We start from the raw sequence: 15,926 nt of genomic DNA on the forward strand, positions 1-15,926 counted from the left end.
GTATATTGAGTTTGTAGCAGAAGGTTTTTCTATAAAATCAAATTTTCCAGATATCTACTGAAGCTGATTTATATCCTAATATTTCTTCTACTATCTTCGTCACTAAATTTGACAGACACATATTGCTGATACAGCCTCTCTAGCTACAATCTCAAAGTAAATCTGAGGCTAGTTTCCAAGTTTGCTCTTTGATTTTTGTTGATAAAAAGAAATGCTCCTCCAAGACGGAAGAGCATCTTTTATTGTGATTTTGATTCGGTTTCTGCTGACTCTGGGTGGAGTTCTTGGTAACTTGGTGCCTTGAAAAGGTCAGCACTGGTCTTACCTTGTCGTTGGCTAAAGAGGCTGGTTGATTGACTACCTTTTTCCTGCTCAATCTTTTGCAGAATTGGTAAGGAATTGAGGTAAGAAATACTTTCTGTATTAACTTTTCCAAGATGACCTGCTTGGTAGAAACGGATCAAATCTCCAGTTTGAATCTGGTCGCTGATTTTCAGCTGTTGACTGGCTGCCTGCCGAACGCTTTCCAGTTCAGTCTGAGCTTGTTCATCAAGATTACTGATTTCAAGACCGCTCTCAGTATAGTAGGTTCGTCCGTCGTAGCTGGTATATTTTGGTGTGACGAAGGAATTGGCAGTTCGAAAGGCAACGATTTCTTGATGATCTGGTGATAGGAGGTCTTGTCCAACTTGAAGGAAGGAACTGGATTCGATACCAAGGAGGTGTTCGAGAGTCGGTAAGATATCGATTTGTCCACCGTAGGTATTGATGATTTGTCCTTTTTCATAGCCAGGCATGACCACCATAAAAGGCACTCGTTGCAACATGGCATTGTCGTAATTCGACCAGTTCTCAGAAGTCTTGCCAATCAAGGGTGCCAGCTCAGGATTGCGGGAGTTGGAAATACCATAATGGTCTCCGTAGATGACGATGATGGATTTTTCATAGAGGCCACTTTCTTTGAGATAGTCAAAGAAGGCCTTGATAGCACTATCCAGATAGTTAGCTGTTTGGAAGTAGCCGTTGATTGTTTCATCTTTGGTTTTAGCCAGTGGGAAACCAAGCTCATCGCCTGTCAGATTGCTAACATAGGGATAGTGATTGGACACCGTGATATACTTAGCATAAAAAGGCTGCTGCAAGTGCTCCAGATATTGGATAGAATCTTTCATCATGATTTTATCATTTAAACCATATTGGAAAGAATTGCTACTGTCTTGCTTGGTAAAATAGGAAGCATCAAAGAAGTATTGGTAGCCCCATTGTTTGTAGGTCGTATTTCGATTCCAGAAGGTCCCGATATTGCCGTGAAAGACAGCGCTTGATTGGTAGCCGTTTTTTGATAGGATAAAAGGAGCTGCCTGCTGGGTATTGGTACCACCGTAATTGACCATAAAGGAACCTTGGTCAAGTCCAAACAAACCAGTCTCCAGCATGGTTTCCGCATCTGAGGTCTTCCCAGCCTTGACTTGGTTAAAGATATTCGAAAAGGCTAGTGTAGATTGCGAATGGTAGAGGGAATTAAGGAAGGGAGTGACTTCATGCTCAGTTCCATCTATGTTGAGTTTATAGTCAAGTAGGAACTGTTGGAAACTCTCCAAGTGGAGATAAATCACATTTTTTCCTTTGGCCAAGCCAAAATAGTCTGGATTGGGCTTAGCAGAATGTTCTTGAATATAATCTGTAATAGGTTGAAGATCAGTCTCAGAAGCCTTAGCACGTTCTTTATTGGCGCTGTAGGATTGGTTGGCACTATAACCTAGAAAAGCTGGCAAACTAAGGGCACGAACAATATAATAATTCGAAAATCCTCGCGACAGGAGATCGGGACGCTCGATTTCAGCCAAGAAAAGGTTAGCTGAAAAGAGCAGGGCCGAGAGAGCAGTGATGGCAATACTGGAGCGGAATTTGAAAGGTCTCCTGTCCAGCTGGATGAATTTTTTATAGAAAAGGAAAGCCAGCAGTGGGAAATCCATAAAATAGATAAAATCCCAAGGACGCAGTAACTCTAGTTCTGCAGTGCCGACAGACACCTTGCTGACCACCTTCATGGTATTGGCCGTGATAAAGTCACTAAATTCTCGATAGTAAAAGACGTTGGAATAGAGCCAAATGAATAAAAGGCTATAAATAGCTATACTCAGACCATAAAAGATCTTGGTTGACCGAGCATAGAGGGCTAGAGCCAGCAGAAGTAGTCCCAAAGGAAGGGGGTTGAAAAAGGCGATAAAGGCAAGGTAATTTCCCTGCAACTTGCCTACTTGAATATCTAAATTAAAGTCAACGGCATAGGCTAATAAGGTTTTGAGCCAATAGAGGATTAAAAGGGTTAGGACAAAACCCAGTCTGGTACCCATGGCTTTTTGGATTTTGTTAAAATTGCTTTTCACACATTTACTTCCTAATTTTTTATTAGTATTAGTATACCATTTTTTAAAAGAAGAGTAAAAAAGCAAGGGTAGTTTCTTTTTTGAGAATTGGCTAAAAGTTTGATATAATGGTAGTTATGAATAGAATAAGAGTCAGCAAAAGGGTTGAAAAGAAGCTCGCCAAAGGTTTGGTTTTACTAGAAGCCAGTGATCTTGAGAATGTCAATCTCAAGGATCAGGAAGTAGAAGTGCAGAGTCAGGAAGGAACCTTTCTTGGAACTGCCTACCTTTCGCAGCAAAACAAGGGTTTGGGTTGGTTTATCAGTAAAGACAAGATCACCTTCAATCAAGCTTTCTTTGAAATGCTGTTTAGACAAGCTAAAGAAAAGAGAAGCGCCTACTATCAAGATGATTTGACAACTGCCTTTCGTCTCTTCAACCAAGAGGGAGATGGTTTTGGCGGTCTGACAGTGGACCTTTATGGCGACTATGCTGTCTTTTCTTGGTATAACTCTTATGTTTATCAGATTCGTCAGACCATCTCAGAAGCCTTTAGACAGGTTTTTCCTGAGGTGTTAGGGACCTATGAGAAGATCCGCTTTAAGGGTTTGGACTATGAATCAGCCCATGTTTATGGTCAAGAAGCACCTGACTTTTTCACTGTTTTAGAAAATGGTGTCTTGTATCAGATCTTTATGAATGATGGTTTGATGACAGGAATTTTCCTAGACCAGCATGAAGTTCGAGGTAGCTTAGTTGACGGTTTGGCTATGGGCAAATCCTTGCTCAATATGTTTTCCTACACAGCAGCCTTTTCAGTGGCTGCGGCCATGGGTGGAGCAAGCCAGACTACTTCGGTTGACCTAGCTAAACGTTCACGAGAATTGTCTCAAGCGCATTTTCAGGCAAATGGAATCAGTACAGACGACCACCGTTTTGTGGTCATGGATGTCTTTGAATATTTCAAGTATGCCAAACGAAAAGGCTTGACCTACGATGTGATTGTCCTAGATCCGCCTAGCTTTGCTCGGAACAAAAAGCAGACCTTCTCTGTGGCCAAGGATTATCACAAGTTGATTTCCCAGAGTCTTGAGATTTTAAATCCGGGAGGAATCATCATTGCCAGTACCAATGCTGCCAATGTTTCCCGCCAGAAATTTACAGAGCAAATTGATAAAGGTTTTGCAGGAAGAAGTTACCAGATTTTAAACAAATACGGTCTTCCAGCAGATTTCGCCTATAATAAAAAAGATGAAAGTAGTAATTACCTCAAGGTGATTAGTATGAAGGTTAGTAAATGAAATTGATCGTTTCAGTAATGCCAAGAAGTTTAGAGGAGGCCCAGGCTCTGGATGCCACAAGGTACCTGGATGCCGACATCATTGAATGGCGTGCCGACTATCTGCCTAAAGAAGCGATTTTGCAGGTGGCTCCAGCTATTTTTGAAAAATTCGCAGGCCGTGAGTTGGTTTTCACATTGCGAACTTGCTCTGAAGGGGGAGAAATCGACCTTTCTCCAGAAGAATATATCCATCTAATCAAGGAAGTGGCGCAACTCTATCAACCAGACTATATTGATTTTGAGTACTATAGCTACAAGGATGTTTTTGAAGAAATGCTGGACTTCCCAAATCTTGTTTTGAGTTACCATAATTTCCAAGAAACACCTGAAAATATGATGGAAATCTTGTCAGAGTTGACGAGCCTAAATCCAAAACTTGTCAAGGTTGCGGTGATGGCTCACACGGAGCAGGATGTATTAGACTTGATGAACTATACACGAGGCTTTAAAACCCTCAATCCTGAACAGGAATATGTGACCATTTCTATGGGCAAGGTGGGCAAGGTCTCTCGTATCACTGCGGATGTGACTGGTTCGAGTTGGTCTTTTGCCAGTCTGGATGAGGCCAGTGCACCTGGTCAGATTTCCCTAGCTAACATGAAAAAAATCAGGGAGATTTTGGATGAAGCTTGATGGCTATACACGTTTAGCTGCCGTTGTTGCCAATCCTATTAAGCACTCTATTTCTCCCTTCATCCACAATAGGGCCTTTGAGGCGACAGCTACCAATGGTGTTTATGTGGCTTGGGAGATTGAAGCGAGTGATTTGCCAGAAACAATGGCTAATATTCGTCGCTACCAGATGTTTGGTATCAACCTATCCATGCCCTATAAGGAGCAAGTGATTCCTTATTTAGATGAATTGAGTGATGAAGCGCGCTTGATCGGTGCGGTCAATACGGTTGTCAATGAGAATGGCAATTTAATTGGATATAATACAGATGGCAAGGGATTTTTTAAGAGCTTGCCTTCTTTTACCATTACAGGTAAGAAGATGACTCTGCTGGGTGCAGGTGGTGCGGCCAAGTCCATTTTGGCACAGGCTATTTTGGATGGCGTCAGTCAGATTTCGCTCTTTGTTCGTTCCGTTTCTATGGAAAAAACAAGACCTTACCTAGACAAGTTACAGGAGCAGACAGGCTTTAAAGTGGACTTGTATGCTTTAGAATATGTTTCTGAACTGCAAGCAAGGATTGCTGAGTCGGATTTACTGGTCAATGCCACCAGTGTGGGCATGGATGGTCAATCATCTCCAGTTCCTGAAAGCATCAATTTGCCAGAAACTCTCTTAGTGGCAGATATCATTTACCAACCCTTTGAAACACCATTTTTAAAATGGGCCAGAAGTCAGGGCAATCCAGCCGTCAATGGTCTGGGAATGTTGCTCTATCAAGCTGCAGAAGCTTTTCAACTGTGGACAGGCAAGGAAATGCCAACAGAAGAGATTTGGCAGTCCTTAACAGAAAAATACCAATAAAGAAAGGGAGATTCTCCTATGAAAATCAGAATCGATATTCCTCATCATCCTTATGATATTCAGATTGAAAAAGGTTGTCTGCCTCAAGCTGGTCAGTGGTTGCGAGAACTTTGGCAACCACAAAAAGTGGTCATTGTAACAGACAACCATGTAGCTTCTCTTTATGCAGAGAAGGTCAAGCTCAGCCTAGAAGATGCTGGTTTTCAGGTAGCTGTTTTTGACTTTTTAGAAGGTGAAGAAAGAAAGAATTTGACCACTGTTCAGAAAGTCTATGAATTTTTGGTCAAGCAAGGTCTGACCCGCAGTGATGGGATTGTAGCCCTAGGTGGCGGTGTCGTTGGGGACCTGGCTGGTTTTGTAGCCTCTACCTATATGCGGGGTATTCATTTTGTTCAGATACCGACTAGCTTGACAGCCCAGGTGGATTCTTCTATCGGTGGAAAGACAGGCGTCAATACTCCATTTGCTAAGAATATGGTGGGTACCTTTGCCCAACCAGATGGGGTTCTGATTGACCCACTTGTTCTTGAAACGCTTGGAAAAAGAGAGTTGATTGAAGGGATGGGTGAGGTTATCAAGTATGGCTTGATTGAGGATCCAGAACTGTGGGCTCTCTTGACGGAGCTGGATGGTACTGTAGAGAGCATTCTGGAACATGCGGAGACTTTGATTGAACATTCTTGTCAGGTCAAGCGCAAGATGGTGGTTGAGGATGAGTTGGACAATGGTGTTCGCCTTTACCTCAATTTTGGCCACACTATTGGCCATGCCATCGAAGCGACTGCCGGTTATGGCAAGGTCATGCATGGAGAGGCTGTAGCTATGGGAATGGTACAGATTTCCAAGGTAGCTGAGGGAAAAGGCCTTATGCCAGAAGGGATAACCCAGTCTATTACAGCTATGTGTCAGAAATTTGGACTACCTGTTGACTATGAAAACTGGGATGTTGACAAGCTTTATCAGGCTTTGACTCATGATAAGAAAGCGCGTGGCAATACCTTGAAATTGGTCTTGGTACCAGAGCTTGGTTCAGCGACTATTCACCCAGTTTCTCTGGAAGAGATGAAAGACTACTTGGTAAAATAAGGAGAGTGTATGAGATATTTAACTGCAGGAGAATCACACGGTCCCCGTCTGACAGCTATTATTGAGGGAATTCCAGCTGGACTACCTTTGACAGCAGAGGATATCAATGAGGACCTTAAACGCCGTCAGGGTGGTTACGGTCGTGGTGGCCGTATGAAGATTGAGAGCGACCAAGTTGTCTTTACTTCAGGCGTTCGTCATGGGAAGACGACAGGGGCTCCCATTACCATGGATGTCATCAATAAGGACCACCAAAAATGGCTGGACATTATGTCTGCGGAGGACATTGAAGACCGCCTTAAAAGCAAGCGTAAAATCACCCATCCACGTCCAGGTCATGCCGACTTGGTTGGGGGCATCAAGTACCGTTTTGATGATTTACGAAATTCTTTGGAACGTTCATCAGCTCGTGAAACCACCATGCGAGTGGCAGTCGGGGCTGTAGCCAAACGCCTCTTGGCTGAACTGGATATGGAGATTGCCAACCATGTCGTGGTCTTTGGTGGCAAGGAAATCGATGTTCCTGAGAATCTGACAGTGGCTGAGATTAAGGAAAGAGCTGCCCAGTCTGAAGTTTCTATTGTTAACCAAGAACGGGAACAGGAGATCAAGGATTACATTGATCAAATCAAACGTGACGGTGATACCATCGGGGGGGTTGTGGAGACAGTCGTTGGAGGTGTTCCAGTTGGTCTTGGTTCCTATGTCCAATGGGACAGAAAATTAGATGCGCGATTGGCCCAAGCCGTTGTTTCTATCAATGCTTTTAAAGGGGTGGAATTTGGTCTTGGATTTGAGGCTGGTTATCGTAAAGGCAGCCAAGTTATGGATGAAATTCTCTGGTCTAAAGAAGACGGCTATACTCGTCGTACTAACAATCTGGGCGGCTTTGAAGGTGGTATGACCAATGGGCAACCTATCGTTGTTCGTGGAGTTATGAAGCCCATTCCTACTCTCTACAAACCACTTATGAGTGTGGATATCGAAACCCATGAACCCTACAAGGCAACTGTGGAGAGAAGTGATCCGACCGCTCTTCCAGCTGCAGGTGTAGTTATGGAAGCTGTTGTGGCAACGGTTCTGGTGCAAGAAATCCTTGAAAAATTCTCATCAGATAATCTTGAGGAACTAAAAGAAGCGGTAGCCAAACACCGAGACTATACAAAGAACTATTAAGGAGTTCCTATGGCAAAAACAGTCTATATCGCAGGTCTTGGGTTGATTGGAGCCTCTATGGCCCTAGGTATCAAACGCGATCATCCTGATTATGAGATTTTGGGTTATAATCGCAGTCAAGCTTCGAGAGATATCGCCTTGAAAGAAGGGATGATTGACCGTGCAACGGATGATTTTGCCAGTTTTGCTCCTTTGGCAGATATCATCATTCTCAGTTTGCCAATCAAACAAACCATTGCTTTCATTAAGGAGTTGGCCGACTTGGACTTGAAAGAAGGCGTCATTATTTCAGATGCTGGTTCGACCAAGTCAGCCATTGTGGATGCGGCGGAGCAGTATTTAGCTGGTAAGCCTGTTCGCTTTGTCGGGGCCCATCCCATGGCCGGTAGTCACAAGACAGGGGCTGCCTCTGCGGATGTCAATCTCTTTGAAAATGCCTATTATATCTTCACACCTTCAAGCCTGACAAGTCAGGACACACTTGAGGAAATGAAGGACTTGCTTTCAGGTCTTCATGCTCGCTTTATCGAGATTGATGCCAAGGAGCATGATCGCGTGACTTCTCAGATTAGCCATTTTCCTCATATTCTGGCTTCTAGTCTCATGGAACAGACCGCGGTCTATGCTCAAGAACATGAGATGGCAAGGCGCTTTGCGGCAGGTGGTTTTCGAGATATGACTCGGATTGCGGAAAGCGAGCCAGGGATGTGGACCTCCATTCTCTTGTCTAATCGCGAGACTATTCTAGACCGAATTGCGGATTTCAAGGAGCGTTTGGAAGCGATTGGTCAGGCCATCAGCAAGGGAGATGAAGAGCAAATCTGGAATTTTTTCAACCAAGCGCGTGAGCAACGTCAGGCCATGGAAATTCATAAGCGTGGCGGTGTGGATAGCTCTTATGACCTCTATGTTGACGTTCCCGATGAAGAAGACGTCGTCCTGCGGATTTTGGAATTGCTGCGAGGAACTTCCTTGGTTAATATTCACATCAATGAGGAAAACCGTGAAGATATTCACGGGATTCTACAAATTTCATTTAAAAATGCTCAAGATTTAGAACGAGCCGAGCATCTAATAACAGAAAATACAGACTATACAGTCGTCATCAAATAAGGAGAAAATCATGTCAAATATTTACGATAGTGCAAACGAACTCAGTCGCGGTCTACGCGAATTGCCAGAATACAAGGCTGTTAAAGCAGCTAAAGATGCTATTGCAGCAGATGCTGAGGCAAGCAAAATTTTTACAGAATATGTTGCCTTTCAAGAGGAAATTCAAAAACTAGCACAGACAGGGCAAATGCCAGATGCTTCCTTCCAAGCTAAAATGGAAGGCTTTGGTAAGCAGATTCAGGGGAACAGCCTCTTGTCAGAATTCTTTACTAAGCAACAACAATTGGCAATTTACCTTTCTGACATTGAAAAAATTGTTTTCGAACCAGTTTCAGAATTGCTAAAATAAGAAAATAACAATCCTAAAGTCAGGAATTTTTAAGGAATTTCTGGCTTTTTATGATAAAATAGGTAAAAGTATTGCAAGTATGAGGTCTAGTATGAAACTAAAAACAAACATTCGCCACTTACATGGGAGTATCCGAGTTCCAGGTGACAAGTCTATTAGCCATCGTTCCATAATCTTTGGAAGTTTGGCTGAGGGTGAGACCAAGGTTTATGATATTCTGCGAGGTGAAGACGTTCTTTCGACCATGCAGGTTTTTCGTGACCTTGGTGTAGAGATTGAGGATAAAGATGGGGTTATTACCATTCAAGGTGTCGGTATGGACGGCTTAAAAGCGCCACAAAATGCCCTTGATATGGGAAATTCTGGAACCTCGATTCGCCTGATTTCAGGTGTTCTTGCTGGTGCAGACTTTGAAGTAGAGATGTTCGGAGACGACAGTCTATCCAAACGTCCTATGGATCGTGTGACTATTCCACTGAAAAAAATGGGCGTCAGCATTTCAGGGCAAACTGAGCGAGACCTGCCTCCCCTTCATTTAAAAGGGACGAAAAACCTAAGACCTATTCAGTATGAATTGCCAATTGCCTCTGCTCAAGTCAAGTCAGCCTTGATTTTTGCAGCCTTGCAGGCCCAAGGGGAGTCTGTAATTATCGAAAAAGAGTGCACCCGTAATCATACTGAAGATATGCTGCAACAATTTGGTGGTCATTTAAGTGTGGATGGCAAGAAAATCACAGTCCAAGGACCGCAAAAATTGACAGGACAAAAGGTGGTTGTTCCAGGAGATATTTCCAGTGCAGCCTTTTGGTTAGTCGCAGGTTTGATTGTTCCAAATTCTCGTGTGGTGCTTAAGAATGTGGGCATCAACGAAACGCGTACAGGTATCATTGATGTCATTCGCGCCATGGGTGGAAAATTAGAAGTTACTGAAATTGACCCAGTCGCTAAATCTGCAACCTTGACTGTTGAGCCTTCTGACTTGAAAGGAATAGAAATTGGTGGCGCTTTGATTCCACGCTTGATTGATGAATTGCCCATTATTGCCCTACTTGCGACCCAAGCTCAAGGTGTAACAGTTATTAAGGATGCTGAGGAACTTAAGGTCAAGGAAACAGACCGCATTCAGGTTGTGGCAGACGCTTTAAATAGCATGGGTGCGGATATCACACCTACAGCAGATGGAATGATTATCAAAGGAAAATCAGCCCTTCACGGTGCTAGAGTCAATACGTTTGGAGACCATCGTATCGGCATGATGACGGCTATCGCGGCTCTCTTGGTTGCTGATGGAGTAGTGGAGCTTGATCGTGCAGAAGCCATCAATACCAGCTATCCTAGCTTCTTTGATGATTTGGAGAACTTGATTCATGGCTAAGGTATTACTAGGATTTATGGGATCTGGCAAATCGACTATTGCAAGAGGCTTGGACCCTAATTACCTTGATATGGATGCTCTGATTGAGAAGTGCCTAGGTATGTCCATTGCGAATTTTTTCGCTGAAAAGGGAGAAGCGGTCTTTCGTCAGGTAGAATCAGAAGTCCTAGCTGATTTACTACAAAGAGACCAAGTTGTGTCAACTGGTGGAGGAGTGGTCGTTTCTCAGCGAAATCGTGACTTACTAAAGACAAATTCTGATAATATCTACCTGAAAGCAGATTTTGAAACCCTCTACCAACGCATAGCAGCTGATAAGGACAATCAGCGCCCGCTTTTTCTAAATAATAGCAAGGAAGAACTTGCAGCTATTTTCCAAGAAAGACAGGTTTGGTATGAGGAAGTTGCCAGTCGGGTTTTGGATGTGACCAAGCTAAGCCCAGAGGAAATTATAGAGGAACTGAGATGAAAATTGCTTATCTAGGTCCCAAGGGATCATTTTCACACCACGTTGTGCAGACAGCTTTTCCTCATGAGGAATTGCAGGCCTTTGCCAACATTACAGATGTCATCAAGGCCTATGAGCAAGGCTTGGTGGACTATTCTGTGGTGCCAGTTGAAAATTCTATCGAAGGTAGTGTTCATGAAACCTTGGACTACCTTTTTCATCAGGCTCGCATCCAAGCAGTGGCAGAAATTGTTCAGCCTATTCATCAGCAGTTGATGGTGGTTCCAGGTCATAATAAGATTGAAAAGATTTTTTCACATCCACAGGCCTTGGCTCAAGGAAAGAAATTCATCGATGAACAATATCCAGAGGCCCAAATCGAGGTAACAGCTAGTACAGCTTATGCTGCCCGTTTTATTTCCGAACATCCAGACCAGCCTTATGCAGCCATTGCACCAAGAAGTTCTACTGAGGAATATGGCTTGGAACTGATTGCTGAGGATATTCAGGAAATGGAAGCCAATTTCACACGTTTCTGGGTTCTGGGATCTAAAGGTGTGGCTATTCCCTTGCAAGCACAAACTGAGAAAATGACTTTGGCCTTGACCTTACCTGACAACCTTCCAGGTGCACTTTATAAGGCACTGTCGACCTTTGCTTGGCGAGGAATTGACTTAACAAAAATTGAAAGTCGTCCACTCAAGACAGCACTGGGAGAATACTTTTTCATTATCGATGTGGACTATGCTGATAAGGGCCTGGTCCACTTTGCCCAAAAAGAATTAGAAGCCATCGGAATCCAGTATAAGGTTCTGGGTGCCTATCCTATTTATCCAATATCAGACCATGGAAAGGAGAGAAGATGAGTAAAGAAAATCCTCTCAGTCATCATGAAAAATTACGTTATGATTATTTGCTAAAAAATATTCACTATCTCAATGAGAGAGAAAAAAATGAGTTTGCCTATTTGCAAGAAAAGCTAACTCTTGCTAGGGTAAATAGTAGTTCCAGCTTGGAACAAGAAAGAGAAGAGCAGGTTGACTTACCAAGCTATGCGAACCGGAGTCGCTCACAATCCAAATCACAAGCACACTCTGCTCCTCCCAAAAAGAAAAGACGGAAGCTCCGTCTTAAACGCATTTTTATGGTGATTTTCTCTCTTCTAGTCTGTGTGGCTTTAGCCATGGTATTCATGTTTTTACGTGGTTATCAAGATGCTAGTGCAAAGAAAACTGCTGATGCCAAGGCAGCACAGGTTCAAGTCTTTAATGGTCAGGACACTAGAGACGGGGTTAATATTTTGATCATGGGGACGGATGGTCGAATCGGCCAAAACAGTGCTGAGACGCGGACGGACTCTATTATGGTATTAAATGTTGGCGGCTCAGATAAGAAAATGAAGCTGGTCAGTTTCATGCGTGACAATTTGGTTTATATAGACGGTTACAGCCAAGTCATTAACGGTAGAAAACAGACGGATAATAAGTTAAACGTAGCCTACGAGTTAGGAGAACAAGAGGGACAAAAAGGGGCAGAAATGGTTCGCCAAGTCTTGAAAGATAATTTTGACTTGGACATTAAGTACTATGCCTTGGTCGATTTTCAGGCCTTTGCAACAGCGATTGACACACTTTTCCCTGATGGGGTGACAATTGATGCTCAATTTTCAACATTGAATGGGCGTCCACTAACAGAAGCTACAGTCGGAGATGATTTACACGCTACTGAGACTGAGTCTCCAACCCAGACTATTAAAGTCGGAAAACAGCAGATGAACGGTTCAACCTTGCTCAATTATGCTCGTTTCCGTGATGACGATGAGGCGGATTACGGCCGTACCAAAAGACAGCAGCAAGTTTTAACAGCAATTTTAGAGCAAATTAAAGATCCCACTAAACTTTTCACTGGTTCTGAAGCTCTTGGAAAGGTTTTTGCTATGACCTCAACCAACGCACCCTATACTTTCCTCCTAACAAACGGTTTATCTGTTTTGGATGGAGCAAAAAATGGTATTGAAAAATTGACGATTCCAGAACTAGGTGACTGGGTAGATGCCTATGATGTTTATGGAGGCTTGGGCTTGCTGGTTGATCAAAACAAATATCAGAATAAATTGTCTCAGATGGGTTTGAGATAAGATAAGACAGAAAAATCAAAGCTTGAAGGCTATTTATCTAGCAGTCAGGCTTTGATTTTTTACAGTCTGCAATAGATTTTCACCCCCTATTTGTGGTATAATGAAACGATACGATAGAAAGAATAATGAATAATATGACTGATTTAAAAGCAATTCAGGCTCGAAGTCTGGAGATGGCTGAATACTTTGTGGCCTTTTGCAAGGAGCATGATTTACTTTGTTATCTCTGTGGAGGGGGTGCTATTGGTGCCCTTCGAAACAAGGGTTTTATTCCTTGGGATGACGACCTAGACTTTTTTATGCCTCGTAAAGATTATGAGAAATTAGCAGAATTATGGCCTCGTTATGCAGATGAACGTTATTTCTTGTCAAAGAGTCACAAGGATTTTGTCGACCGCAATCTTTTTATTACAATTCGTGACAAGGAAACGACCTGTATCAAACCTTATCAACAGGATTTGGATTTGCCACATGGTCTGGCCTTGGATGTTTTGCCTTTGGATTATTATCCTAAAAATCCAGCTGAGCGGAAAAAACAGGTTCGTTGGGCACTGATTTATTCACTCTTTTGTGCGCAAACTGTTCCGGAAAAGCATGGCGCACTTATGAAATGGGGAAGCCGCATTTTACTGGGTGTGACTCCAAAATCTCTCCGTTATCGCATTTGGAAAAAAGCTGAGAAAGAAATGACCAAGTATAGTCTGGATGAGAGCGATGGCATCACAGAATTATGCTCAGGTCCTGGCTACATGAGAAACAAGTACCTAATCGCATCTTTTGAAGACAATCTTTTCTTACCATTTGAAGGGACAGAGATGCCTATTCCAGTTGGCTATGATGCCTATCTCAGCACTGCTTTTGGGGATTATATGACACCACCACCAGCAGACAAGCAAGTACCACATCATGATGCTGTCATCGCTGATATGGATAAGTCTTATACAGAATACAAGGGAGAATATGGTGGCTAAGAAAAAAATCTTATTTTTTATGTGGTCTTTTTCTCTCGGGGGTGGAGCAGAGAAGATTCTGTCGACAATTGTTTCAAATCTGGATCCAGAAAAGTATGATATTGATATTCTTGAAATGGAGCACTTTGACAAGGGATACGAATCTGTTCCCAAGCATGTAGGCATTTTAAAATCCCTTCAAGATTATCGCCAAGCTAGATGGTTACGAGCTTTTTTGTGGAGAATGAGAATTTATTTTCCAAGGCTGACTCGTCGCTTGCTTGTAAAAGATGACTATGATGTTGAAGTTTCTTTTACCATTATGAATCCACCACTGTTGTTTTCTAAAAGAAAAGAAGTCAAGAAAATCTCTTGGATTCATGGAAGTATCGAAGAATTTCTTAAGGATAGCTCAAAAAGGAAATCACATAGACGCCAGTTGGATGCCGCGGATACTATTGTAGGGATTTCAAAAAAGACTAGTCATTCTATCAAGGAAGTCTATCCAGATTATGATTCGAAATTACGGACGGTCTACAATGGATATGATTTTAAGACTATTTTAGAAAAATCTCAAGAGAAGATCGATATCGAGATTGCACCTCAAAGTATCTGTACTATCGGACGGATTGAGGAAAATAAGGGTTCTGACCGTGTAGTGGAAGTGATACGATTATTACACCAAGAGGGAAAAAACTATCACCTTTACTTTATAGGTGCTGGTGGTATGGAAGAAGAACTGAAAAAACGAGTCAAAGAGTATGGGATTGAGGACTATGTACATTTCCTTGGTTATCAAAAAAATCCTTACCAGTATTTGTCTCAGATGAAGGTCCTCTTGTCTATGTCTAAACAAGAAGGTTTTCCTGGAGTGTATGTGGAAGCCTTGAGTCTGGGTCTTCCTTTTGTCTCTACGGATGTCGGAGGGGCTGAGGAATTATCCCAAGAAGGACGATTTGGACAAATCATTGAGAGCAATCAAGAGGCAGCTCAGGCAATTACGAACTATATGACTTCTGCCTCAAACTTTGATGTCGATGAGGCTAGTCAATTCATTCAACAATTTACAATTGCCAAACAAATCGAACAAGTAGAAAAACTATTAGAGGAGTAGCATGGAAACTGCATTAATTAGTGTGATTGTGCCAGTCTATAATGTGGCGCAGTACCTAGAAAAATCGATAGCTTCCATTCAGAAGCAGACCTATCAAAATCTGGAAATTATTCTTGTTGATGATGGTGCAACAGATGAAAGTGGTCGCTTGTGTGATTCAATCGCTGAACTAGATGACAGGGTGTCAGTACTTCATAAAAAGAATGAAGGATTGTCACAAGCACGAAATGATGGAATGAAGCAGGCTCAGGGGGATTATCTGATTTTTATTGACTCAGATGATTATATCCATCCAGAAATGATTCAGAGCTTATATGAGCAATTAGTTCAAGAAGATGCGGATGTTTCGAGCTGTGGTGTCATGAATGTCTATGCTAATGATGAAAGCCCACAGTCAGCCAATCAGGATGAGTATTTTGTCTGTGATTCTCAAACATTTCTAAAGGAATACCTCATAGGTGAAAAAATACCTGGAACGATTTGTAATAAGCTAATCAAAAGAGAGATTGCAACTGCTCTATCCTTTCCTAAGGGATTGATTTACGAAGATGCCTATTATCATTTTGATTTGATCAAGTTGGCTAAGAAGTACGTGGTTAATACCAAACCCTATTATTACTATTTCCATAGAGGGGATAGTATTACGACCAAACCCTATGCAGAGAAGGATTTAGCCTATATTGATATCTACCAAAAGTTTTACAATGAAGTTATGAAAAACTATCCTGATTTGAAAGAGGTCGCTTTTTTCAGATTGGCCTATGCCCACTTCTTTATTCTGGATAAGATGTTGCTAGATGATCAGTATAAACAGTTTGAAGCCTATTCTCAGATTCATCGTTTTTTAAAAGGCCATGCTCTTGCTATTGCTAGGAATCCAATTTTCCGTAAGGGGAGAAGAATTAGTGCTTTGGCCCTATTCATAAATATTTCCTTATACCGATTCTTATTACTGAAAAATATTGAAAAATCTAAAAAATTACATTAGAA

15 protein-coding genes are annotated in these 15,926 nt (G+C 42.3%); 14 read left to right on the forward strand and 1 reads right to left on the reverse strand.

The annotated features are described in order from the left end of the window. Positions 1 to 239: 239 nt before the first annotated feature. Positions 240 to 2,357 carry an LTA synthase family protein gene (locus SP4011_RS04520; RefSeq protein ID WP_338620405.1) on the reverse strand — a complete coding sequence of 706 codons (2,118 nt, stop codon included), beginning with the start codon at positions 2,355 to 2,357 and terminating at the stop codon, positions 240 to 242. 149 nt (positions 2,358 to 2,506) lie between these two features. On the opposite strand from SP4011_RS04520, the gene SP4011_RS04525 reads away from it, so the two are divergent. From SP4011_RS04525 to SP4011_RS04590, 14 genes are all read left to right on the forward strand, one after another. Beyond that, positions 2,507 to 3,670, forward strand: a complete 1,164-nt coding sequence (locus SP4011_RS04525) for a class I SAM-dependent rRNA methyltransferase (RefSeq protein ID WP_338620080.1) — start codon at positions 2,507 to 2,509, stop codon at positions 3,668 to 3,670. Then, the gene (gene aroD / locus SP4011_RS04530) at positions 3,667 to 4,344 is read left to right on the forward strand and encodes a type I 3-dehydroquinate dehydratase (protein WP_338620081.1); all 678 of its coding nucleotides are present in this window, start codon (positions 3,667 to 3,669) and stop codon (positions 4,342 to 4,344) included. The genes SP4011_RS04525 and aroD overlap by 4 nt, the downstream gene beginning before the upstream one ends. After that, entirely contained in the window at positions 4,334 to 5,188 is an 855-nt protein-coding gene (locus tag SP4011_RS04535) for a shikimate dehydrogenase (protein ID WP_338620082.1), read from the forward strand. The genes aroD and SP4011_RS04535 overlap by 11 nt, the downstream gene beginning before the upstream one ends. A gap of 18 nt (positions 5,189 to 5,206) precedes the next feature. Continuing rightward, entirely contained in the window at positions 5,207 to 6,274 is a 1,068-nt protein-coding gene (gene aroB, locus SP4011_RS04540) for a 3-dehydroquinate synthase (RefSeq protein ID WP_338620084.1), read from the forward strand. A 9-nt stretch (positions 6,275 to 6,283) separates the two neighbouring features. After that, positions 6,284 to 7,450 carry a chorismate synthase gene (aroC, locus tag SP4011_RS04545; protein WP_338620085.1) on the forward strand — a complete coding sequence of 389 codons (1,167 nt, stop codon included), beginning with the start codon at positions 6,284 to 6,286 and terminating at the stop codon, positions 7,448 to 7,450. Between the two features lie 9 nt (positions 7,451 to 7,459). Beyond that, entirely contained in the window at positions 7,460 to 8,563 is a 1,104-nt protein-coding gene (locus SP4011_RS04550) for a prephenate dehydrogenase (RefSeq protein ID WP_338620086.1), read from the forward strand. 10 nt (positions 8,564 to 8,573) lie between these two features. Continuing rightward, a complete protein-coding gene (locus tag SP4011_RS04555; protein ID WP_070478366.1) occupies positions 8,574 to 8,912 on the forward strand; it encodes a YlbF/YmcA family competence regulator in 339 nt (112 codons plus the stop codon). 91 nt (positions 8,913 to 9,003) lie between these two features. Beyond that, the gene (gene aroA / locus SP4011_RS04560; protein ID WP_338620087.1) at positions 9,004 to 10,287 is read left to right on the forward strand and encodes a 3-phosphoshikimate 1-carboxyvinyltransferase; all 1,284 of its coding nucleotides are present in this window, start codon (positions 9,004 to 9,006) and stop codon (positions 10,285 to 10,287) included. Continuing rightward, positions 10,280 to 10,756: a shikimate kinase gene (locus tag SP4011_RS04565; RefSeq protein WP_173275815.1), complete on the forward strand. Its 477-nt coding sequence runs from the start codon at positions 10,280 to 10,282 to the stop codon at positions 10,754 to 10,756. The genes aroA and SP4011_RS04565 overlap by 8 nt, the downstream gene beginning before the upstream one ends. After that, a complete protein-coding gene (gene pheA, locus SP4011_RS04570; protein WP_338620089.1) occupies positions 10,753 to 11,601 on the forward strand; it encodes a prephenate dehydratase in 849 nt (282 codons plus the stop codon). The genes SP4011_RS04565 and pheA overlap by 4 nt, the downstream gene beginning before the upstream one ends. Next, positions 11,598 to 12,872 (forward strand): polyisoprenyl-teichoic acid--peptidoglycan teichoic acid transferase Psr, encoded by a 1,275-nt coding sequence (gene psr / locus SP4011_RS04575; RefSeq protein ID WP_301351086.1) that lies wholly within the window; start codon positions 11,598 to 11,600, stop codon positions 12,870 to 12,872. Before pheA ends, psr begins: the two co-directional genes overlap by 4 nt. Positions 12,873 to 12,997: 125 nt before the next feature. After that, positions 12,998 to 13,843: a phosphorylcholine transferase LicD gene (locus tag SP4011_RS04580; protein ID WP_338620091.1), complete on the forward strand. Its 846-nt coding sequence runs from the start codon at positions 12,998 to 13,000 to the stop codon at positions 13,841 to 13,843. Further along, positions 13,833 to 14,936, forward strand: coding sequence for a glycosyltransferase (locus SP4011_RS04585; protein WP_338620092.1), 1,104 nt, complete (start codon positions 13,833 to 13,835; stop codon positions 14,934 to 14,936). Before SP4011_RS04580 ends, SP4011_RS04585 begins: the two co-directional genes overlap by 11 nt. Before the next feature lies 1 nt (position 14,937). After that, the gene (locus tag SP4011_RS04590) at positions 14,938 to 15,924 is read left to right on the forward strand and encodes a glycosyltransferase (protein ID WP_173270238.1); all 987 of its coding nucleotides are present in this window, start codon (positions 14,938 to 14,940) and stop codon (positions 15,922 to 15,924) included. Positions 15,925 to 15,926 lie beyond the last annotated feature (2 nt).

It is taken from the genome of Streptococcus parapneumoniae (assembly GCF_037076355.1).
Lineage (GTDB): Bacteria > Bacillota > Bacilli > Lactobacillales > Streptococcaceae > Streptococcus > Streptococcus parapneumoniae.

Bases quoted from the DNA above. Each gene is read 5' to 3' on its own strand.
- SP4011_RS04520 (WP_338620405.1), bottom strand. From the start codon at position 2,357: ATGGGTACCAGACTGGGTTTTGTCCTAACCCTTTTAATCCTCTATTGG.
- SP4011_RS04525 (WP_338620080.1), top strand. From the start codon at position 2,507: ATGAATAGAATAAGAGTCAGCAAAAGGGTTGAAAAGAAGCTCGCCAAA.
- aroD (WP_338620081.1), top strand. From the start codon at position 3,667: ATGAAATTGATCGTTTCAGTAATGCCAAGAAGTTTAGAGGAGGCCCAG.
- SP4011_RS04535 (WP_338620082.1), top strand. From the start codon at position 4,334: ATGAAGCTTGATGGCTATACACGTTTAGCTGCCGTTGTTGCCAATCCT.
- aroB (WP_338620084.1), top strand. From the start codon at position 5,207: ATGAAAATCAGAATCGATATTCCTCATCATCCTTATGATATTCAGATT.
- aroC (WP_338620085.1), top strand. From the start codon at position 6,284: ATGAGATATTTAACTGCAGGAGAATCACACGGTCCCCGTCTGACAGCT.
- SP4011_RS04550 (WP_338620086.1), top strand. From the start codon at position 7,460: ATGGCAAAAACAGTCTATATCGCAGGTCTTGGGTTGATTGGAGCCTCT.
- SP4011_RS04555 (WP_070478366.1), top strand. From the start codon at position 8,574: ATGTCAAATATTTACGATAGTGCAAACGAACTCAGTCGCGGTCTACGC.
- aroA (WP_338620087.1), top strand. From the start codon at position 9,004: ATGAAACTAAAAACAAACATTCGCCACTTACATGGGAGTATCCGAGTT.
- SP4011_RS04565 (WP_173275815.1), top strand. From the start codon at position 10,280: ATGGCTAAGGTATTACTAGGATTTATGGGATCTGGCAAATCGACTATT.
- pheA (WP_338620089.1), top strand. From the start codon at position 10,753: ATGAAAATTGCTTATCTAGGTCCCAAGGGATCATTTTCACACCACGTT.
- psr (WP_301351086.1), top strand. From the start codon at position 11,598: ATGAGTAAAGAAAATCCTCTCAGTCATCATGAAAAATTACGTTATGAT.
- SP4011_RS04580 (WP_338620091.1), top strand. From the start codon at position 12,998: ATGAATAATATGACTGATTTAAAAGCAATTCAGGCTCGAAGTCTGGAG.
- SP4011_RS04585 (WP_338620092.1), top strand. From the start codon at position 13,833: ATGGTGGCTAAGAAAAAAATCTTATTTTTTATGTGGTCTTTTTCTCTC.
- SP4011_RS04590 (WP_173270238.1), top strand. From the start codon at position 14,938: ATGGAAACTGCATTAATTAGTGTGATTGTGCCAGTCTATAATGTGGCG.